The 26,181-nt window shown below is 41.5% G+C and carries 21 protein-coding genes and 1 pseudogene; 7 read left to right on the top strand and 15 right to left on the bottom strand.

Annotation, left to right across the window (positions count from 1 at the left end; genetic code table 11):
• Positions 1–128 precede the first annotated feature (128 nt).
• From ACEYW6_RS31265 to ACEYW6_RS31330, 14 genes and pseudogenes are all read right to left on the bottom strand, one after another.
• Positions 129–2,357, bottom strand: coding sequence for a GumC family protein (locus ACEYW6_RS31265; protein WP_412982839.1), 2,229 nt, complete (start codon positions 2,355–2,357; stop codon positions 129–131).
• A gap of 180 nt (positions 2,358–2,537) precedes the next feature.
• Positions 2,538–3,638, bottom strand: coding sequence for a glycosyltransferase (locus ACEYW6_RS31270; protein WP_412982840.1), 1,101 nt, complete (start codon positions 3,636–3,638; stop codon positions 2,538–2,540).
• Positions 3,639–3,938: 300 nt separating this feature from the next.
• On the bottom strand, positions 3,939–5,252 hold the full coding sequence (locus ACEYW6_RS31275; RefSeq protein ID WP_412982841.1) for an NAD(P)H-dependent oxidoreductase: 1,314 nt from the start codon (positions 5,250–5,252) through the stop codon (positions 3,939–3,941).
• Between the two features lie 110 nt (positions 5,253–5,362).
• The gene (locus ACEYW6_RS31280; protein WP_412982842.1) at positions 5,363–6,619 is read right to left on the bottom strand and encodes a glycosyltransferase; all 1,257 of its coding nucleotides are present in this window, start codon (positions 6,617–6,619) and stop codon (positions 5,363–5,365) included.
• Between the two features lie 56 nt (positions 6,620–6,675).
• Positions 6,676–7,224: a dTDP-4-dehydrorhamnose 3,5-epimerase gene (gene rfbC, locus ACEYW6_RS31285; protein ID WP_069071179.1), complete on the bottom strand. Its 549-nt coding sequence runs from the start codon at positions 7,222–7,224 to the stop codon at positions 6,676–6,678.
• Between the two features lie 110 nt (positions 7,225–7,334).
• On the bottom strand, positions 7,335–8,186 hold the full coding sequence (locus ACEYW6_RS31290; RefSeq protein ID WP_412982843.1) for a phytanoyl-CoA dioxygenase: 852 nt from the start codon (positions 8,184–8,186) through the stop codon (positions 7,335–7,337).
• Between the two features lie 50 nt (positions 8,187–8,236).
• Positions 8,237–9,244, bottom strand: coding sequence for a glycosyltransferase family 2 protein (locus ACEYW6_RS31295; protein WP_412982844.1), 1,008 nt, complete (start codon positions 9,242–9,244; stop codon positions 8,237–8,239).
• Between the two features lie 291 nt (positions 9,245–9,535).
• Positions 9,536–9,960: pseudogene (locus ACEYW6_RS31300) on the bottom strand (methyltransferase C-terminal domain-containing protein); the annotation flags it as partial.
• Positions 9,961–10,069: 109 nt separating this feature from the next.
• Entirely contained in the window at positions 10,070–11,098 is a 1,029-nt protein-coding gene (locus tag ACEYW6_RS31305; RefSeq protein ID WP_412982845.1) for an NAD-dependent epimerase/dehydratase family protein, read from the bottom strand.
• Between the two features lie 480 nt (positions 11,099–11,578).
• The gene (lhgO, locus tag ACEYW6_RS31310; protein WP_412982846.1) at positions 11,579–12,793 is read right to left on the bottom strand and encodes an L-2-hydroxyglutarate oxidase; all 1,215 of its coding nucleotides are present in this window, start codon (positions 12,791–12,793) and stop codon (positions 11,579–11,581) included.
• A gap of 102 nt (positions 12,794–12,895) precedes the next feature.
• Complete coding sequence (gene rfbF / locus ACEYW6_RS31315) at positions 12,896–13,669, bottom strand: glucose-1-phosphate cytidylyltransferase (protein ID WP_196511609.1); 774 nt, start codon at positions 13,667–13,669, stop codon at positions 12,896–12,898.
• Between the two features lie 328 nt (positions 13,670–13,997).
• On the bottom strand, positions 13,998–16,166 hold the full coding sequence (locus ACEYW6_RS31320) for a tetratricopeptide repeat protein (RefSeq protein WP_412982847.1): 2,169 nt from the start codon (positions 16,164–16,166) through the stop codon (positions 13,998–14,000).
• Between the two features lie 56 nt (positions 16,167–16,222).
• Complete coding sequence (locus ACEYW6_RS31325) at positions 16,223–17,005, bottom strand: PP2C family serine/threonine-protein phosphatase (protein WP_190894051.1); 783 nt, start codon at positions 17,003–17,005, stop codon at positions 16,223–16,225.
• A gap of 50 nt (positions 17,006–17,055) precedes the next feature.
• Positions 17,056–17,730 carry a vWA domain-containing protein gene (locus ACEYW6_RS31330; RefSeq protein WP_190894050.1) on the bottom strand — a complete coding sequence of 225 codons (675 nt, stop codon included), beginning with the start codon at positions 17,728–17,730 and terminating at the stop codon, positions 17,056–17,058.
• A gap of 738 nt (positions 17,731–18,468) precedes the next feature.
• On the opposite strand from ACEYW6_RS31330, the gene ACEYW6_RS31335 reads away from it, so the two are divergent.
• From ACEYW6_RS31335 to ACEYW6_RS31345, 3 genes are read left to right on the top strand one after another with little or no spacing between them, the layout of a single operon-like run.
• Positions 18,469–19,875 carry a response regulator gene (locus tag ACEYW6_RS31335; protein WP_412982848.1) on the top strand — a complete coding sequence of 469 codons (1,407 nt, stop codon included), beginning with the start codon at positions 18,469–18,471 and terminating at the stop codon, positions 19,873–19,875.
• Positions 19,876–19,930: 55 nt separating this feature from the next.
• Positions 19,931–20,131 carry a type II toxin-antitoxin system VapB family antitoxin gene (locus ACEYW6_RS31340; RefSeq protein ID WP_412982854.1) on the top strand — a complete coding sequence of 67 codons (201 nt, stop codon included), beginning with the start codon at positions 19,931–19,933 and terminating at the stop codon, positions 20,129–20,131.
• Positions 20,128–20,532, top strand: coding sequence for a PIN domain-containing protein (locus ACEYW6_RS31345; protein ID WP_412982849.1), 405 nt, complete (start codon positions 20,128–20,130; stop codon positions 20,530–20,532). The genes ACEYW6_RS31340 and ACEYW6_RS31345 overlap by 4 nt, the downstream gene beginning before the upstream one ends.
• A 67-nt stretch (positions 20,533–20,599) precedes the next feature.
• On the opposite strand, the gene ACEYW6_RS31350 is transcribed toward ACEYW6_RS31345, so the two are convergent.
• On the bottom strand, positions 20,600–20,725 hold the full coding sequence (locus tag ACEYW6_RS31350) for a hypothetical protein (RefSeq protein WP_412982850.1): 126 nt from the start codon (positions 20,723–20,725) through the stop codon (positions 20,600–20,602).
• 260 nt (positions 20,726–20,985) lie between these two features.
• Here ACEYW6_RS31350 and pheT point away from each other — a divergent pair, with 260 nt between their 5' ends.
• The 4 genes from pheT (at position 20,986) to ACEYW6_RS31370 (ending at position 26,109) form a co-directional block, all read left to right on the top strand.
• Entirely contained in the window at positions 20,986–23,448 is a 2,463-nt protein-coding gene (pheT, locus tag ACEYW6_RS31355) for a phenylalanine--tRNA ligase subunit beta (RefSeq protein ID WP_412982851.1), read from the top strand.
• A 185-nt stretch (positions 23,449–23,633) separates the two neighbouring features.
• Positions 23,634–23,903, top strand: coding sequence for a YciI family protein (locus tag ACEYW6_RS31360; RefSeq protein ID WP_100898250.1), 270 nt, complete (start codon positions 23,634–23,636; stop codon positions 23,901–23,903).
• Positions 23,904–24,269: 366 nt separating this feature from the next.
• Entirely contained in the window at positions 24,270–25,064 is a 795-nt protein-coding gene (locus ACEYW6_RS31365) for a Tab2/Atab2 family RNA-binding protein (RefSeq protein WP_412982852.1), read from the top strand.
• A gap of 532 nt (positions 25,065–25,596) precedes the next feature.
• Positions 25,597–26,109 carry a toll/interleukin-1 receptor domain-containing protein gene (locus tag ACEYW6_RS31370; RefSeq protein WP_412982853.1) on the top strand — a complete coding sequence of 171 codons (513 nt, stop codon included), beginning with the start codon at positions 25,597–25,599 and terminating at the stop codon, positions 26,107–26,109.
• The last annotated feature ends 72 nt before the right edge of the window (positions 26,110–26,181 follow it).

The raw sequence follows: 26,181 nt of genomic DNA on the forward strand, positions 1-26,181 counted from the left end.
ACTCTTGGATTTCCCATTTTTTTTCCCTTGATGCACCTGTTGACAAGCTTACATGAGTCTTAAGTTGTCACCAATAGCCTCTTGCTGGAAACGAGAAAGAAATATCTAAAACCCTTACGAATTACGAACTACTTTTCTACAGCTTGTCGCAGGGCTAATTGCTGTTGTTTGATATAAGGTACGTAATTACTGCTAGAGTTTGATACCCCATTAGCTACAACCCCAATCAGATTTAACTTACTCAGCATAGCTGTCGCTTGATTAAGCTGGCTTCGCGTCACAATACCAATGCTTGCCACCATAACCACGCTACGACAAGATGATGCGGTGAGCATGGCATCCACCAAGCCGAGAACTGGGGGAGCATCTATGAGTACCAAATCATAGTTTTCCTCAAATGCTGCCATTAATTGCATCATCCGAGGGGAACTCAACAGATTAGCTGGGTCAGTAGGTTTTGGCCCAGCGGTTAAAATATCGATATAGGCAGAACCTGAGTATTGGAGACTAATCTGGTTCGGTAGAGTTGCATCACTAGCCAATAGAGTTGAAAGCCCCTGTTCATTAGGAAGATTCAGCTGTTCGTGCAAACTGGGATCACGTAAGTTGGCATCAATCAGCAGTACCCTTTTGTGTAAACGGGCAGCACTCATTGCCAAACCCAACGCCAAGGCTGACTTACCCTCATCGGGTAAAGCTGAGGTGATCATCAAAGATTTCAAGTTAGCAACAGTATTTAAAAGTTCGATGTTTTTGTAAATCAGATCCAGCGATTCCCAACGTGGTGGAGATTGCAGTACCTGAATTGTCCAAGGGGCAAGAACTTCTGGCTTACCAAAAGGCAACTTGATCATTGATTCTCTGGGTTTGGCTGGCGGTAATTTGGGAGTTGTTCCTAACAACGGCATAGCCATTTGCTTCTCTAACTCAGCAGTGGTGTGAACTGCATCATCAGCTGATTCTCGAATAAAGGCAGCAATGCCTCCTAACATAAACCCAACCACAGCACCTAAAAGCAAGTTCTGTTGAAGATTGGGGCCTAATTGTCCACCTTTTTGAGGTTCTTCCACAACTTCCCAATTAAATCCACCCTTGGAAAGTTCTTGCCGCAATTGCTGTTCTGCTCTTAAAAGCTGCTCTAACCTTTCACGGCTAAATTGCAATTGCGGTAGCATCCGATTGTAATAAGCCAACAAAGGCGGAAAGCGTTTGATTTCAAAACGTAGCTCGTTTTCTTTCTGCACTAAAGTTTGATCGCGAGCAGTTAAAGCAACTATATTGGTCTGCGTTTCCACTAGCTGACCAGCAAGGCTGAGATCAATTTCACCAAGCTGTCCTCGTTCGAGAAGAGAGTCTTTAGAAGTGAATGCACCAGCAGACTTTCCGCCTAAAGTTCTTCCTACTTCTTGTTGCAATAATTCCTTCTGGCCCTGAAGCTGTTCTTTGAGCTTTTGCACACTCGGAGTTTGATCTGTAAAGCGTAAGCGTTCCTGTGCTAGTGCCAGTTCTGTTTTTTGGATTTCGTTCAGTAAGCTTTGATAACGAGTAGATTGACTCAGACGAGAAGCAACTAGAGCATTTTGGGGAGAACGGTTAAGTTGTTCTTCTAAAGATTTTTGGCGTGCTAGGGCTTCCCCATATTGAGCACGAGTTGTCTGCCTTTCTTGGGCAATATTATTCAAAGCTGTCTCAATCGCTTTGGCCTGTGACTCTGGATCAATTAAATTCTGATTTCTGCGAAACCTTTGTAAATTTGTCTCAGCCGCGTTTACTTCTTCACTGGCTTTACTTAACTGTTCCCTGATAATTTGCAGACCTTTTTGCAACCGCGAACTCTGTTGTTGTTTGTTATATTCCACATAAACTTGTCGAATTGCACCCAAAACTTTTTGTGTCTTTTCTGGATCTCCAGCGGTGTATTCAACTTGAAAAATTTTAGTCGCAACATTATCTTCTTTGCTCCTTAATTGAGTTAAGACCAAAGAAGCTTTAATCTCAGCTGCACTTATATCTGGATAATCAGACTGAAGTTTCTCAACTGCTTTTTGGATGAGTCCCGAACTCTGCATCAAGTTAAGCTGAGTTGCAGTATCTATGACCACGTTAGAGTCAGTGAACTGGTTGTCTAACCCCGCGCCTTCTTTTTTACCTTGATAGTTCGGTTCTACTAGCAATTGCATTGAACTTTTATAAGTAGGCTTTGTTCTAAAAGTTACCATGCCTGCAATAGCAATAGAAGTAATTAATACTGCTAGGAACCAAGGAAATCTTCGCACAAATACGGCAAACAATTGTCCGTAGCTTGGTTCAGTTTCAGAAGCTGGAGTTAAATGAGGATTTAGACTAGTTTGAACCACTTTTATTATCCTTGTCTTCAAGACTTACGCTAAGAGATATCCCGAATAATACCTATTCTTTTTACGAACCACCTTTCCTCCGAAACCTACGCGAACACGTAGCATCTCGTTAGAGAAGGATGCCAAGGAGGAGAGAGAAAAAGAAATAGGTAATCTTAATAGTGAGAAAAGATTAGGAAATCAAATGAATATTTGATGCACACCACAAGCTTGGTTAATAATTTGCTCAACTTTACTAAAGAAGGCATTCTCTGAAAAGTTTGCTACTGCATGATTACGGATGCGATCGTAATCCCAAGAGATGCCATTAGCTTCTAGTAATGCAAGTTGTAGAGATTCGGGTGTTTGTCTTTTGAAAAAGACTCCTGTTTCACCTGGAATTTGAGTATCTAATACTCCACCTGCTCCATAGGCGATGACTGGTGTGCCGCTAGCATTAGCCTCTACTGGAACTAATCCGTAGTCTTCTAGGGCTGCGACAATAATAGACTTGGCTTTGGAAAACAAGTCTTTGCGGGTTCTATCACTTACGTGTCCCAAGAATTCAATATTTTGTAATGCTTTGGATTTTAACCGTGCTTGTTCTGGCCCATCACCAGATATTAATAACCGCCACCCCAACCAATTAAAAGCTTCGACTATTATATCAAGTCGCTTATAACTGATCATGCGGGCGGAGGCCAGATAATATTCATCTTTTATATCTGAAAAAAGAAATTTACTAGTATCAATTGGATAGTTCACCATCATTGCCTTTTTGCCATAAATATTTTCAATACGGCGGGCAACAACACTAGAATTAGCAATGTAAAGGTCAGGTTCCTGGGCATATTTCAGGTCTACCTTTCTCATTACTTGAAATACTTGCTCAATTAAAGGAGCAAAATATCTATAGTCTCCGTACTCTCTTAAATAAGTTGCTGTATCCCATAAGAAACGGGTGACATTATGGCAAAAGCAAATGTGGCGGGCATTGGGATTTTTTCGCACTGCTTTGGCAAAGCTGGTGCTACTACTAATAATTAGATCGTAGTCTTGTAGATCCAAGGCGCGAAAGGCAGGAAAATATAGAGGAGCCATTGACCTGAAATATTTTGCTGCACCAGGAATCTTTTGCAAAAAGGTTGTATTGACTACGCGATCGCCTAGATCAATCGTTTTTTGGGGATCGTACAGAGATGTGAAAATATCTGCTTCGGGATAGCGCTTACAAAGCAGTTCAAACACACGCTCTGCCCCACCTCGCTGGGTTAAATAATCGTGGACTAGAGCAATTTTCATGAATTTGACCTAAAGTTTCGATCAGGTTTGTTTTAACGCTCCCCAGCAAATTATTATCAACAACTTTAGTATTCAGCAGTATAACTTCCTATCCTCTTCACGAAATTCTGGCGACAAATACGTTGGTAAGGGACTTGGAGATCCCCCAACCCCCCTTAAAAAGGCTTGCTCTTTCTTCTTTTACCCCCTTAAAAAGGGGGTCGCCGCAGGCGGGGGGATCTATATCCGAAACCTATTAGGGCGTACAGCTGTACGCCCCTACAGCTAATTTATTTGTTGCGAATATTTTTGGAACCGATATTACCCAACTGCTACTAAGATTTTTTCTGTGGCGAAATAAGTGTTTTGCTCAGTTCTTAGTTGGTCGCAGAGTCTACCTTCAGGTAATTCTACATCCTCGTATGTGAGGACTTGATCCTTAGTAATATCCCGTTTTAGGCGACATCCTTCAGCTAAACCAATTGGTAGGAGGTTTTGCTGTTGGACGATATCGGAATTTTCACATTGTCCGTAGGTCATGTAATAGCCGATGCCATCTAAGGTTTCTCCTGCTTTCAGGTCGATTTTGGCAGTGGTGACAACATCTACTAGCGGGCCTGCTAGTGGAGACATAACCGCATCACCGAATAGGACAGCACGCGCTACGGACAGGGGAACTTCAAAATGACAGAGGTGATAAGGAGTATAGAAGCTGTAAAGTGGGCCTTCGCCTAATTTGTATAAGTTGAGATAGTGGCGTTGCTTGGGGTCGTCGTGAGTGGCAAATACATATACGCCAGGGCCTGGTTTTGCTCCAACTACATAATCGACAATACCGCCCAGTTCTTTGAGTTGTTCTACATCATATAACTGGGTCATTTCATCGACAGAACCGTTGAAGTCATATCCCAACATTCCCCGTTTGGCGACTTTCATCCCTGTGGCATTGGCTACGATCGCTTGCTCGAAGGAAATTTTGGTTCCGTCGGCGAAGCTAGCCACCATGTGGGGCTTTTGACCCCAACGTTTAGCAAATCCTTCCTGGGTGGTGGGATTGCGATAGGGGTCTTGGAGTCCTTTAATGTTACCGCACAATAAGGGAGTTAAACCAATGCTTTTGACAAAGCGGTAAAGGTTCATTTGTACCCCTGGCTGGTCGCCATCACAGGCGCTGAGAATAACGCCAGCTTTGTCGGCATACACTTTCAGGATGGGGCCAATGGTGCCGTCGAGTTCGGCATTCATCATGATCACATGTTTGCGGTGGGCGATCGCTTCCATAACGATGTGAGCGCCAAATTCCACTGCACCTGTGACTTCGATTAATGCATCGATGCCCTCTGCCCGACACAGTAATTTTGCGTCTTCTGTGACTGCATACTTACCGTTAGCGATCGCATCTTCTAATTCGCTGACAGTTGCAACAACTTGAATATCTTCAATTCCTGCTTCCGAATAAGCTTGTTTGGCTGCGTCAATCTTGCGATTGGAGATAGCAACTAACTCCATTCCTGGCACTGAATTGACAATTTGGTTGGCAATTCCTCGACCCATGAAACCAGCACCAATCATTCCCACTTTGATAGGATTTCCTGCTGCTGCACGAGCTTGTAAGGCGCGATCGATAATAATCATGAACTAAACTCCTTTTTAGAACTGTTGGTTGTGATACAAATCCTCTATAAACTTGCACTTAATAATTTATTACAACTAAATATCAAGTACATTTTCATAGTTAATTGGTGTTAGCGTAGGCGTAGCCCGCCGGAGGCATCGCTACTAACCAGTTGTTTGCTAGATGTCTGTTTTTTCTGGCTGTGGTTCTCGATAATTTGCTCTATAGTATTTCGGTAAACTTTAGCAAAGTTTTCTTTAGTATGATTTGCTCTTACATGTTCCCACGCCTTCCGAGACATACTGTTGAGGTCTTCTACAGGCAAATTAGAAATTCTTCTCACTGCCGATTTAATTTCTGCGATCGAAGAATTCTTTAATAGCACACCGAAATCCTCATGCACATCAACACTAGATTCGTAATTGACTATCGGGATTAACCCTGTATGCATACAAGTGATAACGCTGCCGGCTCCACCTTCTGCTGCTGAAACAAACACAGTACCAATACAATTATTGGTAACTTCCATAAACTCAGGACTTATAACATCAATCCAACCATAAGTATGGATATTTGGTGTTTCATAAAGCTCCTGATGAAAAGCTTTTTCAAATTCTGGTTCCTTATTAATTGGCCCACAAACTGTTAAATGAAAATCTGGCATTTGTGCAAAGGCTTCTAAAACTAAATCAAGCCCTTTATGAACAAACCCATGACTAGCAAACCATAAGAAATTCTTTCTGACGGCTTCAAAATCCTTTTGTTCTGGCCAAGGATAGACAGTAGGATTAGAAAGCGGCACACGATAAATTGGTTTATTCGCGTATTTGAAGGTATTGATGGTAAATTCATTGCCTAAAACTATACCATAATCTGCATATTCAATTCCCAAATTAGGCACTTCATATCGCTGCGGACAAAGAGTAATACCCCGTCGTTGTTGTAGTTCTAAATGTCTATTGCATTCAGCCACATTACGAAACACCATATTAGCAATATCAACGTGGAAAATTTTCACACAATCTTTATTAAGTTTTGGTGCTAGTTCTTGCATCCGATGACGGACATCAACGAAAAATGCGTAATCTTTTTCAGGAACGAATTCATCATTGTAGAACTGGATGACATCAACGTTATAACCAAGATCCAAAAATGTTTGCACCATCTGCCAAACTTCCCAGTAGGAAGTGTGGTCATGGGGTATGGACTGACCAGGTTTTAAAAGGAATGGCTCAGTCCGGTAAGAAAAAAGTACATTACCTCTAGAAGGCTGATTTGGTTTGAGTGAAACAACTTTTAAGCCTTTGATATAATCAATGCGAGTTGCTACTTTTTTGAACAACGAATTGATAGAATTGCTTAGATGGGTTAGAGTATTATTTGGCATTTGATACCTCTTGTAATTGGGAAGTTAAACAGAGAGTACTTACCAGCTTCAAACAGCTATTTTGCTCCAACAGTCATCATTCTCAACAAAGGCCAATTTAAATCTTTCTCGGAAATTTCAGTTACATCTAGAGGCCAATTAATATCAAAGAATGGGTCATCATAACGTAAACCTCTCTCGTACCCTGGCGTGTAAAATTCACCCACTTGATATACGACTTCAGTCTCATCTGTGAGTGCTTGATAGCCGTGAGCAAACATTTCTGGAACATACAAAGCACGGCGGTTTTCTGGAGTTAGTTCTACACCAATGTGTGATAAAAAGGTAGGAGATTCAGGACGCATATCAATAATTACGTCATAAATAGCACCTTTAGTACAGCGAATTAATTTCGTTTCTGCGGCTGGCAGAATTTGATAGTGCATTCCCCGGATAGTGCCTTTTTTGTAGTTAAAAGATAGGTTACATTGGGCGACTGTTGGCTTTAATCCGTGTGCTTCAAATTCTTGAGCGCAGAAAGACCGAGCAAAAAAACCACGGTGGTCGGGCTTTTCTTCTAAGTCAATAATGAATGCGTCTTTGAGTGCGGTTTCGGTGAAAATCATGTGATTCCTTTGAGATAAATGTTGAGTACAGAAAATATTTGCTAACTATTTGTCGCTAGGTCCAGAAAATAACAGTAATGAACGTGGATTTAATAACCTAAAAAAGGGCACTAAGTCGGAATTTTAACTGCATCTGATGAAGAAGTTAACTCTGCTCTGGGATATGTATCATCCCAGTATTGGGTACAAAGGTCTGGTCTTTCAGGGGGATTAGCGGTGTAACAAAAGAATAGTGTTGACCTGTCTTCTGTGCGGATTGTGCCGTGATGCAAAGCATTTTTCGTATCTACAATAATGACTGTACCTGCTGGGCCTGGACAAGATTTCCAAGCTGATTTCGGGATGATTGATTTTATTTGTTCATCATCGATACCCATATACCCGGATTTCCAAAGTTTGTAATAGAGTCGAAAATAGTTCCAACTAAATAAGGAAGTTAAAGAGCGGGGAATATATTCAAAAGGCCCAGTTTTTTGTTCTACATCATTCAAGTAAATAAAGATTTTGATAATGCGGCGGTCTTCTGCATCGCTATGCCATAGTAGCGTCCCAAACTGATGTTTGCTCTTGAAATCTTTGCGTAAATGTACACCATGAAAAGCTATAGGAAGACCGATATAATTTTCGATGATGTTGACCAGCCTTTTCTCTATCCCCCAAGCATAAAATTCTGGTAGACCTGTAACTGTATAAATTTGTGGCAACCTTTCATCTAGATGGTCGTTGTTGGGATTTTCCATCTGAGACAATTGATGGTAAGCAGCTTTGAGCAGTTCTGAGGTAGAGTTTAGCCCTAAATCTGCCAGTGTTGTGACGTAAACGCCGTCTTTTTTGAGAGCATTAAGGATGTTGCGATCGCATCCTTCCAATGCTGGCAAATTTCTGCTATGCTTCCAACGGGCTACGTAATATTCAAAGTCAGAAGACAGTGTAAATATTTTGCGTTTAATTGCATTAAACATGTTGTTCATCCTTTTTAGTCTCGATATATATTTATCAGTAATTTAGTAGTTTATGGCTTATAACTCCGCACTTCTTGAGTAGATATTTCACTTGATTCTGCTAACCCGAACTCTTTAGAAACCATTACGTCAAAAGCACACAAGCTGACTAAAGCCAAAAATGGAACTACTGTCTTGATGGCGGACATAGGCCATCTTCTTAAAGCGCCTAAGAAAACTCTCAAGTTAACTTCTTTACAGTTCTGCAACAGCATCCGTCTGCAAAACTGCTTAGAATATCCATTCTCTTCCAGTTTCAAAATCACTTCAGGTATGTGTTTGTACTGCATTAACAGTGCAGATTTTGGTTCTTTCTGCCAATAACTCACACCAACAACACATTCTAAATAAGTCTCTTTAGTGACGATTACATTACCATTAGCTGCACAATAACCGGCTAAATATGCTAAAGATATCCAGTTATTCTCAGCGTCTTGCCAATTTTGCAAAGCACGTTTTACTAGGTCAGTGCGGTAGATTGTAGCAGTCAGAAAAATGACTGCACCAACACTTTTTGAAAAACAATGCTCAAATATAGTTTTACCATCACCATCACCATCTTCACTATCTATATCAAACCAGCGGTTACCGACAATTTTCGGTGGATGAACTGGTTCACCAGTAATTTGGTTACGACCGGAAAAGTTGAGAAATAATAATGATAAATCTTCATGTTGTTTGAGTTTGCTAATCACATAAGCAATGGCTCTATCTTGAATTGGGTCATCATCACCAATTGTCCAAACATATTTTGTTATTGTAGAATTTAGGCAATACATAATATTCTTGACAACGCCTAAGTTTTTAGGATTTTTATTAGAATTAAATGTGATGTTGCTAAGTGTTGATTGCCATTTTTTGATCACCTCTTGAGTATTATCAGTTGAACAATTATCAGAAACTAAAATTTCACAGTCATCTTCAAAACCTTTAATAGCTTGAGCTAACCAAGTAAGTTGTTTATCTAGAAGATGGGCACGATTAAATGTAGGAATGGCAATCGTCAGCAGTTTATTCATATTAAGTTCTAATTTGTATTTAAGAGGGTACTAACAGCAGCTTAGTAATTAATAAGCTATTTCAAAAAATCTATTTTTTGGATGTTTTTTTATTTGTAAGACACTTCATATTGACCGTTATTACAATGAAAATATGAAATAGTAGTAACAGGCAAAATTCTGGTTTATAATTAGTAATTACGACGCTATCAAAACCCAATCCGGAATAGGAGATGGATAAGTCTTCACTTCAGGAATTGGCACTACAAACTGTCCACCCCACTCGCCAATAAATGCCATTTGCTCCATAATTTCTTCCTTGAGATTCCAAGGTAAAATTAGAACATAATCTGGTTTGGTTTCGCGGATTTTATCTGGTTCGCATATGGGAATATGAGTCTCAGGTAAAAATAAGCCTTGCTTGTAGGGATTGCAATCTATCGTGTAATCGATAAAATCTTTACTAATCCCACAGTAATTGAGCAATGTGTTGCCTTTGGCTGGTGCGCCATAACAACGATTGATTTCCCTTCTGCTTTTGCACGTAGAAGGAAAGTTAAGAGCTTATGCTTGGTTTCTTTGACTTTTTCTGCAAATATAATGTAAGTCTCTATCCGATGCAGCCCAGCGGCGATTTCTTTTTCTTTGAGATGTCCAACTCGGTCGCTGATACTGGGATTATCAGCATGATCATGTTTGGCATAAATTCTTATAAAACGACATTTTGCGATCGCCATAAACTTCAACTCACTAATTGTAAATAATTTGAGAGATGAGATAAGCCCGAATCAAGTAGTGTTGATTCGGAAGCTTAGATTATTTGTCCGCTGCTGCTATGCTAACTAGCTACTTTTTATTCCAGAAAAAATCTTTGTCAATTTGTTCGGTACGAATCAAATACTCTAGTTGTTTTAAGCGGGTAAATCCTCTAAACAAGAAAGTATCTTCAGCCATCTGTATTTGACTGAATAAATCAAATAACTGCCGGGCACCAAGTCGGGCATTCCAATCACACTTGAATCCGGGTAAGATTGTGTTGATTTTCTCGAAAGATACCCGATAGCTGCGGTTATCTGAGCCGTTGTCACCAAAGGACAATTTACAATCTGGGAAAATATCAGCAATGATTTCTGCGATTTCTTTGACGCGATAGTTGTTTGCTGTATCTCCTACATTGAAGATTTGGTTATGTACAATGTCTCGTGGTGCTTCCAAAGCGCAGACTATTGCTTTGCAAATATCCAGTGCGTGGACTAATGGCCGCCAGGGTGTACCATCACTGGTCATTTTGATTTGTTTGCTAGTCCATGCCAACCCTGCTAAGTTGTTTAAAACAATATCAAAGCGCATCCTGGGAGAAGCACCAAAGGCAGTGGCATTCCGCATAAAGGTGGGAGAGAAGTCATCATCAGCGAGTGGTCTGACATCTCGTTCTACCAGAGTTTTGCATTCTGCGTAGGCTGTTTGAGGATTAATTGGAGATTCTTCTGTGACATCACCTGCGGTAGCAACACCGTAAACGCTGCACGAAGACATATATACAAAACGGCGCACACCCATAGCCTTAGCCAGACTAGCCAGACGAACTGAACCGACATGATTAATTTCGTAGGTAATATTCGGCGCTAATTGTCCGGCTGGGTCGTTGGAGAGTTCCGCCATGTGAACTATTGCTTCAACACCTTCCAAATCATCAGGGGTGATGTTACGGATATCTTTGTTGAGGGTTTTGGGTGTCACTCCATTAGCGTTGTACAGCCAACCAACTTTATAGAAGCCAGTATCTAGACCAATAACTTCATGTCCCCGTTCAATTAACAGAGGCGGTAATAATGAACCAAGATAGCCTTCTGTTCCAGTTACTAATATTTTCATTGTGGTTAATGCCTTTGTATTGATGAGTTAAATTTTTCGTTTAGTAAGGGCGCACAGATTTACGCCCTGAAGGGTGTTGCCATCCAATGGGGAACCGCTATATTTTTCGTTTGTATGCAATAACTTGACCTCTCTCCAAGCCTCTCTCCTAAGAGGAGAGAAGCTTTGAATCTTGCTTCCCTTCCGTTTTTCCGCTTTCCTCTCCTCGCAGGAGAGGGTTAGGGAGAGGTAGGGAAGGGGTTGTGGGTTAGGTCTGTATTCGACTCAACCCAGAAGCGCTATAACTCGGCTAACAGTCATTACATAGTTTGCCGACTTACCTATTGGTTAGCAGCACTCTATAGCGGTTCTTAATTGATGCACTACACTTTTTTCTTGTGGGATGAGTATCTTGTCCCTTGTATTTTCAGGTAGGCAAAGATGCCCACTATACAAGATTCATCCTTTTATTCAGCAGCCCGGAAGTAATAACTATGCTATCTATGCAGTTACTGCAATATCTAGATGCGAGAGTTGGGGAATTTCTGCCACAAGCGCTTTACCGATTTCTAGAGAAGATGTGGCCGCAGGAGAAGGAGCATTGCAAACATGAATTGAGTTTTGACCGGAAACGATCAAAAAGTCGTCTACAAGCTTGCCATCGTTCATTAAGGCTTGAGCGCGAACTCCTGCATGGGTGGGAACTAAATCTTCTGCTTGGACTTCGGGAATTAATTTTTGCAAACTTCTGGTGAAGGCTGCTTTACTAAAGGAACGAATGATTTCTTGGATGCCTTCATCAGCGTGTTTGGCTGCTAACTTCCAGAAACCAGGATAGGTGATGACTTCAACAAAATCCCGTAAGTCAAAGTCGGTTTTTTTGTAACCTTCGCGTTTAAGCGACAAAACTGCGTTTGGCCCTGCATGGACGCTACCATCAATCATCCGGGTAAAGTGAACACCCAGGAAGGGAAAATCTGGATTGGGAACTGGGTAAATTAGTGTTTTGACCAAATAACGTTTTTCTGGGGTGAGTTCGTAGTATTCTCCCCGGAATGGGACGATTTTGGCTTGGGGTTCAACTTGACCTAATTTGGCGGTGCGATCGCTATGCAATCCCGTACAATTAATTACAAAACGGGTTTCAAAGCTACCCTTGTTTGTTTGCAGTACCTGGTTTTTACCACTTGGAGAGATTTTCAGAACTTTTGTATTGAGGTGTAAATCTCCGCCCTGCTGTTGAATTAGCTGGGCATATTTCAAACAAACTTGCTTGTAATTAACAATACCAGTTGAGAATACCCGAAGTCCACCTACACATTTTACGTGAGGTTCAATTTCCCTGACTTCTTCGGGGCTGATTCTCTTAACTTCTATGCCATTTTCTAAGCCGCGTTTGTAGAGATTTTCTAGGCGTGGTAGCTCTTGCTCTTCAGTTGCAACAATTACTTTTCCACAAACTTCGTGCTCAATTCCATGCTCTTGGCAGAATTCCACCATTGAGCGAGAACCATCACGACAAAATTTAGCTTTGAAACTCCCTGGCTTGTAGTAAATACCAGAATGAATTACCCCGCTATTATTGCCAGTTTGGTGAAATGCCCATTGACTCTCTTTTTCTAGTACTAAAATACGAGCATTGGGATAGCGTTTTCCTAAAGCCAACGCTGTAGAGAGTCCAACTATTCCCCCACCTATAATCGCAAAATCATACATTAGTATTATTGTACTTGAAATTACAGTAAATCTATAAAGTCAGGAGTTAATAATTAGAAGTGAGGAGTTTCAACTCATAACTCATAACTCATAACTCCCTTTCTACCATACCTTCCAAGGGGCTTGAGTACTTTTCCATAGCCCCTCTAGGTAGTTTTTGTCGCGTAAAGTATCCATCGGTTGCCAAAAACCATCATGTTTAAAAGCAGATAGCTGTTCCATATCAGCTAGCTTTTCTAATGGCTCTTGCTCCCACACAGTAGAGTCATCAGAAATCAAATTGATTACTTCTGGTTCTAGCACAAAATAACCACCATTAATCCAAGCTCCATCACCTTCAGGTTTCTCCCGAAAGCTGGTAATTTTAGTTTGCTCATATCCTAAGGAAATGGCACCAAAACGTCCGGCTGGTTGAACGGCTGTGAGGGTTCCTAAGGTCTTTTGTTCTTTATGAAAGTTAACTAGCTCGGTGATATTAATATTACTGACACCATCACCATAAGTAAAGCAAAAAGTTTCATTACCGAGATGTTCGCTGATTCGCTTTAAGCGCCCGCCTGTCATGGTATTATCACCTGTGTTTACTAAGGTGACACGCCAGGGTTCAGCATAACCAGAATGCACGTTCATCTGGTTAAATCGCATGTCAAAGGTAACATCTGACATGTGTAAGAAGTAGTTAGCAAAATACTCCTTAATTATGTAACCTTTGTAACCGCAACAAATAATGAAGTCATTAATTCCGTGAGCAGAGTAAGTTTTCATTATGTGCCAGAGAATGGGCTTACCACCAATCTCAACCATCGGCTTGGGTCTGATACTAGTTTCTTCACTGAGGCGTGTACCAAGCCCTCCAGCCAAAATCACCGCTTTCATGCAATTACCTCGGAGATTTGTAGGGATATTATTATTTGACTTTATCGACATGAAGAGGATGCACTTAGATAGAGAAAAATTGATTTCTGTTTTCTTTTTCTCCGTCAATAATCTAACTATTATTTTGGGCAAAATTATGAAGGAAATATAAATTAAAATATTTTCTATATAAAAGCTCGATGAATATCTAAAAATAGGAAAATAAATTACTGTATTAAATAAAAATGTTACCCAATAAATAACTAGGGTTAGCTGACGCTAACCCTAGTTAGGCTTGATTTTTGAAATCCAAACCAATAATTATGTAAGTGACAAAACTTACTTGTTTTTAGTTAGTTTTTTCCAAATTACTTGAACTGTGGAATAAAGGGTCACATTTGTTTTCTACTACTACACACATGTTACTGAGTGCTTGCTGATAATTATCCATATCATCTTGCTCAAGAAAGATTTTGGCAGATGCCTGTATATCTTCGACAGCTTTCGTCTGGTTTTTGTTCGATTCACTACCGCCGTATTGTGCTAATTCATAGCGAACCATACCTCGTTTGAGATATGCTTTTGCTAGCTTAGGGCTGATAGTTAATGCTTGGTTAAAGTCAGCGATCGCTTGTTTATATTCTTGCTCATAATTGCTGCTATATTGAGCAATTTGATAATAGACAACACCCCGCTGAAAGTAAGCTTCTGCTTTGGATACATTACGTTTTATGGCTTGAGTAAAATCTGCGATCGCTCTTTTGTAAGCTTGTTGAGATTCACCGCTATATTTAGCCATTTGGCTGCGGACAATCCCCCGTCTGATATAAGCTTCAATTTCATTAGCATCCAGACCAATAGCCCGATTATAGTCTGCGATCGCTAGGTTATACTCTAGATCGGGATCGTTACTATATTCGGCAAGCATATAGCGGGCATTACCCCGATTCACCAGAGCTTTAATTTGATTGGGCTTGATTTTGAGAGCTTGGCTATAATCCGCAACTGCTCCTTCGTAGTCTTTGAGGTTATAGCGGGCATTGCCACGATTTACAATCGCTCTGGCATGTGTCGGTACTTGTTCAATTGCTCCGGTAAAGCTGGCAATTGCTTTTTCATAATCTCGGTCTTTGTAAGCAGTATAACCTTGCTGATAGTAATCAGCGAAGCTGAGTTTGTTATTTGTCTGGCGAGACTTCAGTGTTTGTTGAGTGTAAGCATTTTGGGAAACCAACGGCTGAGTAAATTTAATCATTACGTCCGCATATCCCAACAAACCAAAACCTAACAAGCAACAAATAATCGGGTATAACTTTGACTTTTTGGAAGGTTTATAAGATGCACCGCTTGGGGTAATTATTGGCTGCCAATAATTAGCTAAGTGCGGTGACATGGTTCGCTGTGGAAAATGCGGTGTCTGGTTGTAGCGCTTTTTCGCTTTGATTCGCGGTTGGAGATGTTCTCTAGCTTCTATCGCCCGATGTGATGGGAAGGGGTCGCGTCCGCCTAATCGCACAGTCCGTTCACACCACGGACAGCTACGCATGTGGTTGTTGTAGCGATGTTGGGGATTTGTCGTGCAGGTAATCAGGGAATCTTCGGCTTCAGCGATTGCTGAGAGCCAAGTCTGGGCACTGGGGCGCAGCTGTGGGTTGTTGTGACCTTCTTCAAAACAACGGACAAATAGTTCTTGTAAGCTGGGATGAAGAATTTCCCAAGGGGGTGCAATGGGTGTAGGAAGGTAGGGTACGTACCGCTTTTGGCTGTAAGTGAAATGACCCGATGCTATGCGGGCTTCGTAGGGCGGTGGCTCAATAGCGCCTTGAAAAATCCCCGAAAATGGGTGGGTGCCTTCCATTAAGAGTTGAAATACCAGCACCGCTAACCCAAATAAGTCGTGAGAAATTTCGCGATCGTGCTGGGCAAAAGTTTTATTCTGTAGTTCTGGTGGAGTAAACTCTGGTTTACCCACTGGGCAGCGGTAAACAACATTGCTGTTGGGGTCGGTTACTTGGAAAGAGTCTGTGTCTATCAAAGTCACCAGTGCTGTGTCACTGACGAGGATATTTGACTCGTTCACATCACCAATGCAATATCCACTAGTGTGTAAAGCAGCAAAAGCCGCCGCCAAGTTACGAGCGGTGCGGAGCAGGTACTGATAGTTGAATAGGGGGCAGTGTTGGCGACGGGTTCTGGGGTTGTAAAAGTCGATGATTGGACGCATCCCCTCAATGCGTGGCATCAAAAAGCCCAGGATGCTATTTTTGCCATCTGCCGCCCGTAATAAATCCTCTGGCCAAGCGATAGAGATATGCCCTAAACTCGCCGTCGGGTTTTCTGGCGGGTTGGCAAGCATCGCCTGGAGTTTATCAGCATGGGCAGTGGTTGGCTTGTGGTAAATCTTTGCCACCAAGTTGTTATCGGATGGCACTGCATAAACACAAGCTTCACCGCCACGCCCCAAACTGACATTGAGGCTGAGGATTTCTTTTCTGGGGGAACAACGTAGTACCTGCATAATGAAATTACCGCTAACGGGAGTTATTTAAGATGTGAAACCTGTAGATTCTTTGCTTATGAGTTGTTGAATGCAGCTATAATGAGTGTCAAATCATCATCAGTGCGTTGTGTAATCCGCTCTGAGCGTAAAAATTTTACCAACTGATCCTTTGCTTCTGTTTTATCCTCGGCATTAGCTACAAATTCAAACAGCGGAAAAAAGAAGGGTTTGTGAGGTTCGCCAACAACCATATTTAAAGCCAGCATTTGTAGTCCGTCAGTAATGATGCCAACGTTTACTATGTCTGTGCGCCAGATTCTCATCTGCGCTGTATCTAAAGCAGTAGGAGAAGTTAAAAAAGTGGTTTCGTTGATGTATTCGCCGCTGTCAGGTATAGTAAGTGCGAGGAGATTACCCATGCCATCTTTTGCCACTGCCAAACCATCACCTATTTGCACCACAGCTACAACTTCTGGTGTGGCGACCATCATGATTAAAGTAGTTGCTAAATCTTGAGGCTGTTTGTCACAAGTAGCCGCCTCCTCCTCCACAGCTTTTTTCGCAGCTAGTATGGCATCATTTAAGAGCGATCGCACATAGGCATCATCAGTCAAAGTTTTTCGGCTAAGTCCTTTGGTGGAAATGTTTTCTATTGCTGTCTCTACAGCAACCATCGCTCCCACTTTCCCAAGGCTAGCAGAACCCGCGCCATCTGCTGCGGCTGCCACTAAAACATTATCTGATAATATCTGCCAGTGATGAGCATCCTGACATAATTGATTGTTTTTTAAGTGACTTGTACCACACACAGACGCAGCCACAATCCGCCATTGAGCAATCTGTTTTGATATGTTCATAGATTTTTTTCCAGCAGCTAGCTGCGTAGACATCAAGCTGCGATTTTTAATTAAACAGTCCCCCAACCAATTGGCGGTAGTGCTACCTGTTCGTCCACCTGCGAATGGGAAACAGCTGACATACTAGTTGATAGCCAGACAAACATCTCGATAAAATTTAATCCTTTGAGCTTCAGAGGGGTACGCACAGTTATTTGATTTAAACGCGTCATGTTCGCATTTTCTACACCTACTGTAAAAAATGCTACCCGTTTATTTGCTTCATCTCCCTGTAGGCGCTGGGATGCTTGCTCTACTACATGTTCTAACTCGCCTTGCGGTTCTCCATCGGTAATCATGAATACCCAAGGACGATAGTAAGCAATCCCATTGGCACGATACTGAGATTTCCGCTCTTGAATTATGTCTAAAGCTTTATGAATTCCTGCACCCATTGTAGTTAAACCCTGGGCTGTCAAAATTGGCGGATTGAATTGATCGGCAGTTACAAAGTCTTGCACTACATTGATATTACTATCAAAAGTGACGATCGCCACTTCCACTCGTCTTGCGGCTAAGGAATTTTTGACTAATTCATCCTTTAAACTTAGTAAACCCTGATTTAAAGCCTCAATTGGGTCTCCTTGCATCGAGCCAGATGTGTCTAGTAAGAGTACACAAGGACAACGTGGTTCTGGATTCTCAGCAAATTCTACTACTTCATCAAGTCTTAATGTATCATGCATAACTTTTTGTGTTATGTTAAAGTCCAAAGCTTTATTTCCCTTTTCTCAGAGTATATAATTCCAGTCGCCGAGACGACTATAGAATATAGTATCTATTGGTAGATGCTCTAATCTTTATTAAACAAATTATTTTCATGAAGTTCTCTATATATTTAAGAAAAACTTGAGTACAGCTTAGTTTAGCAAAAAAGAGTTTATCAAAACCCAGCATTACCTGTTGTAATGTATCTACCAAAAATTTAGATCCATTAAACCTACAGTACAATAAATACGTAAACTTTCCTAGATAACTTTTTAAAGATTTTATGTAGGAGAATCGTTGCTTTACAGAAAAGTTATTAACCATAATTAAGCTCATTGGCTCTAGAAGTATACCAGTGTAATTGCGCGAACTTAGAATCAAATTTGCCTTTTTAAGTGAGTGGGCATAAATAAACGTCATTAGCCAATAGTTGTCAGTAGTGGGTAAAATCCAGAATTAACCAACATCTAGTGATAATCTAGCTATGATAAGTGTTTGCCTTTATTCATACCCAACTGCTTTTTGTTTGAGATAAATTAAGTGAAATGTGATAAATGTAACAAGTAAGTCGTAAAACTTATAATTTTTTATAAAAATACATATTTTAAAATAAATAATTTGTACGTAGAGAAATATTACAAGAAAAAGAATACTCCTAGCTGATATTTTCAATCTACAAATGTTCGGTTGTTGATTCCGTAAAAAACTTGAAAAATATGAATAACTCAGGTGCATTCACCAAACTACGTCCTCTAAGTTTGTTAAGACAGTTATCCAATTGTTCCGACAGTACTTGTTTAGAAGCATTGAGTAACTCAGTTTCTTGGTCGATTTACTTAGAACAGGGCAAAATAACTTACGCTACCCATTCAGTGGAACCCTTTGATCGATTAGAACGCCATTTGCGTCGTCTCAGCCATCAAATACCGCTGCTTACCAATGATGTTCGTGCTCAATTACGTCTGATGTTTGAACCCGACTCACACAGTCAATTAATCGAACATGACAGCAATTCGAGAAGCCACCCTCCTGAGTATCAGGCTATATCCTGGCTTATTAGCCAAAAACATCTACATTCTACCCAAGCAGCAGTGCTGATTCAAGAATTAGTTAAAGAGGTAATTGAATCATTTTTGCTAATTAGAGAAGGTACTTATGAATTAACAGAACCAGTTAATAGAATGCCAAAAATTTGTCGGTTAGATGTAGAAAAAGTTCTAGAACGCTGCCAATTAAGATTACAAAATTGGCAGGCTTTTGTTCCCCAAATTTCTTCTCAATATCAACGTCCATATCTGTTGATTAACAGCAAAATTGAGGAAGAAGATTTACCAAAACTTCAACCAGATTTAACTAATTGGATGAAGGGTTTCAGCCTGTGTCATCTGGCTACCATTTTGAATCAAGATGAAATCCAACTGGCTCGCAATTTATACCCTTACATACTTAAGGGTGCGATTATCTTGCATGAACCTGATCCACCATTTGATAGATTACCAAAGATATTTGAAGAGCGATGTCTACAACGGGCTACGCCTACGCTTTTCTCAAAATTGGTTCTGGGGTTAGTTGACATCAAAGAAAAACTAAGTACCAGCGTCAACTCTTACCCAAATATTTCTGAAGAGAATATAGCTCCTGTTCAGCGATTACCACAGATTTCTGCTCCTCCAAAAGAGAACTTTCAGGAACCAACAATATCAAATAACATAAATCCTGCTTCCCAAAAAGTAACGGCTGCTACTGTAACGCCACAAAAAGTCCACAAAATCGTTTCTGTAGATGATAGCCCCACAATTCTCAAAGAAATTAGCCATTTCTTAGAAAATGAAAATTTTTCTGTAGTGACTATTAACGATCCAGTCAAAGCCGTTTTGTCAATTATAAGGCATAAACCAGACTTAATTTTGTTGGATTTAAACATGCTAGGAATTGATGGTTATGAGTTGTGTCGGATTATACGAAATAATTCTATATTTCAGAAGACTCCTATCATCTTTGTCACTGGTAATAAAGGGATTGTGGACAAAGTAAAAGCAAAATTAGTTGGGGCATCTGGATATCTCACTAAACCGTTTACCCGCGCCGAATTACTGAAAATAGTCTTCATGCATTTGACTTAAATTAACCACTCCAATGAGTTTTTTTATGCACATTACTTTATGCGATAATCTACACATGACTACTAATCTAGAAATTGACGACAACCTAATTAAGGAAGCTCTTGAACTTGGTGGTCATCCAACCAAGGATGCTGTTGTTGAAGAGGCATTACGAGAGTATGTACAGCGTCGAAAGCAACTGAAAATTATGGAGCTATTTGGTACGATTGAATACGAGGATGATTATGACTACAAGCAACAGCGCCGCAGTGGATGAAAGTCATTGTTGATACTTCAGTCTGGTCTTTAGCTCTCAGACGGAATTATAGAGTTGACGACTCACCCCATGTTGTAGTGTTGCGAGAATTAATTACTGATGGTCGAGTTGCTTTGGTCGGTGCTGTTCGGCAAGAGATACTCTCAGGGATTCGTGACGCCAACCAATACAATCGTCTGAAAAATTATCTCCGCGCATTTCCCAATCTTGAGTTAGATATGGAAGACTATGAACTTGCTTCTGAGTTTTATAATACTTGCAGAAGCAATGGTATTCAAGGTGCAAACACAGATTTCCTCATTTGTGCCGTAGCTGCTCGGAGAAATTACAAAATAATAACCACAGATAAAGATTTTGAGAATTTCAGTCAGCATATTGCGATAACCTTGTTTCAATGCTAAGTTTACCTACTTACTCGCACATATAAGTCGTAGAAAAGTCTCGAACAATCACAAATATATAGCTCGCTTAAACTTCTAAGATTGCCGATACTTTTTGACGATAATCGTAAATTTCAAGTTTTGTCAAACTACCGTACTTTTTATCATTTTCAATAATTTGTTCAAGTTCTTCTAGAGTGTGCAAAGAACTCATAAAAATTCTCCGTAGATTAGGTGGAACAAAGTGATCTGCATTCACAAGCTACATAATTTTTTAATCTAGAAATGTCGCAGCTTACTAGGGGCGATCGCAAAAAATGTAAAGATAAAGTAAAAAACCGATATTGTTCTGCCAGTCTAACGTAGTAGGATTGTTCAAGTGAAAGGGTACGCCTTGCGGGACGAGTAGCCATCGATCGCTAGTAGGCACCCTAAAATAAGAGCAAAAGACGATTCCTAAAACAAGCACACTCCATGCGTATTTCTCTAAATTGGCTGCGCGAACTAGTAGAGATAAAACTTAGTCCAGAAGAATTAGCCGAAACCCTGACAATGGCGGGGTTTGAGGTAGAAGATATTGAAGACCGCCGCACTTGGGCAAATGGCGTGGTTGTAGGGAAAGTGCTTGAGCGTCAACCCCATCCCAACGCCGATAAATTGAGTGTTTGCCAAGTGGATATTGGTGCAGGTGAGACTTTAAATATTGTCTGTGGCGCTGCCAATGTGAAGGCAGATATATATGTACCAGTGGCAACTACGGGTACTTACTTACCCAACATCGATTTAAAAATTAAACCTGCAAAACTGCGTGGTGTCCCATCTCAGGGCATGATTTGTTCTTTAAAGGAACTCGGTTTGCCCACCGATGTAGACGGAATTCATATTTTTGCTCAGGAAAATTTACCATTGGGTAGTGATGTGCGTCCGTTGTTGGGTCTAGATGATGTGATTTTAGACCTCACTGCAACTGCTAATCGCGCTGATGCTCTGAGTATGGTAGGCGTAGCACGGGAAGTAGCAGCTTTAACTGGTGGAAAGTTGAGTATTCCTGAACCTGGGGAAGTCTCTATTCCCAAAACTACCGGAAATTTAGCTTTAAAAATTGCCGATACCCAAGCTTGTCCTGCATACATTGGTACGGTAATTGAACAGGTAAAAATTGCTCCATCTCCCGAATGGTTGCAACAGCGTTTGCGGGCTGCTGGAGTCCGTCCCATCAGTAATGTTGTTGATATTACTAACTACGTTTTGTTGGAATGGGGACAACCACTGCACGCCTTTGACTGCGATCGCTTAAAATCAGTTGCAAGTAGTGAAAATTTAACCATCGGCGTTCGCTTCGCCACTGCTGGAGAATCTCTCAAAACCCTGGATGGACAAACTCGCACCCTATCAACCCAAAATTTGTTAATTACCACCAACGACAGCCCCGTTGCACTGGCGGGAGTCATGGGTGGAGAAGAAACAGAAGTCCATGAAGGGACTCAAAGCTTAGTTTTAGAAGCAGCTTTATTTGATTCCGTGGCAATTCGCCGTTCTTCCCGGAGTGTTGGTTTAAGAAGTGAGGCTTCTGGGAGATATGAACGGGGAGTTAACCGGGCTGAGTTGGAAATAGCTAATCGTCGTGCCTTATCCTTAATTAGCGAATTAGCTAGTGGAATTATTGTCCAGCAGGAAGCTGCCGACACCCGCCCCGACCCATCTACCTGGAGTCGTTCCATCGCATTGCGTTTAGACCGAGTTAATCAAATACTAGGCCCAATCGATTTGGGAGAAGATACAGGTGAACTGCAAGAACAAGATGTTGAACGCATCCTGACTGCATTGGGCTGTAAATTGACTCCTTCCGGCGATGTTCCAGGAGAAGATACCACCCATCAACCCAGATGGTCAGTTTCTGTTCCCCCCTATCGTTACCGCGACTTAGAGCGAGAAATTGATTTAATTGAAGAAATTGCCCGTCTCTATGGTTACAACAAATTCTGCGATACCCTACCAGAAAAAGCGGAAGCTGGCTATCTGCCTTTAGACGAGGAACTGATTCGCAAATTACGAGCTTTCCTGCGGGCTGAAGGGTTGACAGAATTAATCCACTATTCTTTAGTCAAACCAGGAGAAGACAGAGAAATAGTGCTGTCAAATCCCTTATTTGCCGAATATTCAGCGCTGCGAAACGATTTGATCGCCGGGTTGATTGATGCCTTTCAATACAATTTAGAGCAAGGTAATGGTGCCCTTAACGGCTTTGAAATCGGGCAAATTTTCTGGCAAGAAGAAGACGGCTTGCAAGAAACAGAAGCCCTTGCGGGGATTATGGGAGGCGATCGCACCGTTGGCAAATGGTCAAAAAGTGGGCGCGAACAACCCATCACCTGGTTTGAAGCCAAAGGCATTTTAGAAAGTGTATTTCGGCAACTTGCCTTGCAGGTAGAATTCCAACCCGATCGCCGCGACGATCGCTTACATCCAGGACGCACAGCTTCCTTATGGATTCGGGGTAACAGACTGGGTATTTTTGGACAACTCCATCCCCAACTGCGACGAGAAAAAGGTTTACCAGATTCCGTTTATGTTTTCCAGTTGGATCTAGATGTGCTTTTAGGTTCTCTGGGAGAAGATGAAGTTCTCGTTCCTACATTCCAGCCATATTCTACCTATCCAGCTAGCGATCGCGATATCGCCTTTTTCGCACCCGTGAAAATCTCAGTTTCTGAAATTGAAAAAGTAATTAACAAAGCGGGTAAAGATTTGCTCGAATCAGTGGAATTATTTGATGAATATCGCGGCGAAAATGTCCCCGAAGGACAGCGCAGTTTAGCATTCCGCTTAATTTACCGGGCTAGCGATCGCACTCTTACTGAGGCTGAAGTTGAACCAGTACACAATAAAGTCCGCGAAGCTTTAGTGGAAAAATTCGGCGTAAACCTAAGAAGTTAGTTATTGGGCATTGGGCATGGGGCATTGGGAAAAGACAAGGAAGACAAGGAAGAGGGGGGAGACAAGGAAGAAACTTGTTCAATAATTCTCCCTTGTCCCCCTTGTCCCCCTTGTCCCCTTGTCCCCCCACTCCCCACTCCCCACTCCCCACTCCCCATTCATTTTTTATTTGGAATTAATTAGCTATGCCTAAATATGTACTCTGGGGAACTTACTGCGAAGACGTTCTTGAAAAACGCGCCCCCCACCGTCAAGCTCACTTAGACGGATTAGCAAAACAAAAAGAATCCGGTGTGCTGATTACTATTGGCCCTACCAAGGATGTGACAAAAGTTTTTGGGATTTACGAAGCCGAAGACGAAGCCACTGTACGCCAGTTAATTGAAAATGACCCCTATTGGAAAAATGGCATCTGGACTGAGTATTCTGTTAAAGAATGGATTCAGGCTTTTTAAATTAAGTATGGAGCATGGGGAATAAGGAATGAGTCTTTAATACTCGCTAACGAGTCTTTGATACTCGCCCACGAGTCTTTAATACTCGCTAACGAGTCTTTAATACTCGCTAACGAGTCTTTAATACTCGCTAACGAGTCTTTGATACTCGCCCACGAGTCTTTAATACTCGTCCATGAGTCTTTGATACTCGCCCACGAGTCTTTGATACTCGCCCATGAGTCTTTGATACTCGCTAACGAGTCTTTGATACTCGCTAACGAGTCTTTGATACTCGCCCATGAGTCTTTGATACTCGTGAACAAGTCTTTGAACTCCACTCTCCTGCCTCCCCTGCTTCCGCCCCTCATCCCCACTCCCCACATAATGAAAATTTGGCAAGTTGATTTTTATCGTCGTCCATTGCCAGATGCATCTGGACAAATTTTATGGGAATTGTTGATTTGTGATGCAACTCGCAGCTTTGAGTATGAAGCTAGCTGTCTCCAGTCAGCAGCAAATTCGATTTGGGTTGCTGCTCAACTTGAGTTAGCCGGAGGTGAAAAATTGCCAGATGTGATCCAGGTATTTCGTCCTCAGTCACTAAGCTTAATTGAGGCGGCGGGACGCAATTTAAGTATAAACGTCGAACCTACCCGTCACACCTTGGCGTTAAAGCAGTGGTTACAAGAAAAGCAATATCCCTCAGCGCTAGATAAACCACCCCCAGTACCATTACCAGAAAACCTCTGGGGAGAACAATGGCGTTTTGCGAGTTTAGCTGCTAGTGATGTGGAAACCAGATTTAGCGATCGCCCCATTCCCATTTTGCACATTTCAGAACATCTCAAACCCATCAATTTGGGTTTAGCATCAACAGTGCCCGTCCCTGGTATCGTAATTTATGGTGGACGGCAATCGATGCGCCTAGCAAGGTGGTTGCAGCAAGCCCGTCCCGTAGGCTTGAATTACATATCTGGCGCACCGGATGGCTTAGTATTAGAGGCTGGCTTAGTAGACAGGTGGATTGTTGCCACTTTTGAAGATCCAGAAGTTAGAACAGCAGCCCAAACATATGAACAACGAAAACAGCAAAGCCGAGGATTGCATTTTTTGTTAGTGCAACCAGATGATTCTGGGATGACTTATAGCGGCTTTTGGTTGTTGCGGGCAGAAGATTGATATTAATTCGCCAAAAATATTTGTCCGCTTAAGTTCTATAGCTGAAAAAATAAAATATGTGTTGGGTTGAACAAAGTAAAACGCAACAAAAGCAAGGATTATTGATATTGGGTTACCCTGCGGGAAGCCGCTTTGCATCTACCTTCCTCAACCCAACCTACACCTAAATTTATAAAAACTAATCACAACAAAAGTTTCTGATTTTTATCTCGTAAGATTTATAAAACAGCGTTAAAGTTGTCACCAATAGTCAGATATTCAAAACGAGTCTTTTAGCTCCGTTAACTAGCTTTTTAACTCCCCAAACAATTTTTTTGTGCCGTTGGTAATTTCCTGTAACTGCACTGTAGTAAAGTGTAACTAATTGATAGCACTGTAAATAAAATCTTAATTTGTTCAGCTAATCCTCAAAATAGGGAAAAAATGCCCTTGGATGACGAAGCACAGAATTACCCAACTTCTGTACAAAATTGACTCCCAACTAGATAAGCTTTTCCACTCAAAAAGCTGAAGGAAGACAAGGTTAATAGTAATGTTAAACTCACAGGCTAAACGCATCTTCATCAGCTATAAGCGTAATGCTAGCCCCGATGAACCAGTAGCGCTGCAAGTCTTCCAGGCGCTATCGCAGCAGCACACAGTCTTTATCGACCAAACCATGTCCGTTGGCACACGCTGGGCTGAATGTATTGAAGCAGAAATCCGCCAAGCTGATTTTCTGATTACTTTCCTTTCAGGCTTGTCAACCAGCAGCGAGATGGTGGTAGCAGAAATCGAGACAGCACACCACTTGGCAAAATCACAAGAAGGACGACCGATTATTCTCCCAGTGCGTTTGGCGTATCAAGAACCGTTCCTGTATCCCTTGAGTGCTTACTTAAATGGCATGAACTGGGCATTCTGGAAAGATGCAGAAGATACGCCGCGCCTGATTGCAGAGTTATTACAGGCTGTCTCTGGCGGTGCATTGGCTATCAGTGAAGAAAAATCTAAGGCAGATTTACTCCAGATGAGTCAGCCGTCACTCCTACCCCATCCCTTCTGACAAGTGTAGGTTTTTTACAGTTAGGAGGAGTTATAACAGTAAAATTCATCAACAGGGGTACGAGGAAAAGAA

Source organism: Nostoc sp. UIC 10607 (genome assembly GCF_047228265.1).
GTDB classification, from domain to species: domain Bacteria; phylum Cyanobacteriota; class Cyanobacteriia; order Cyanobacteriales; family Nostocaceae; genus Nostoc; species Nostoc foliaceum_A.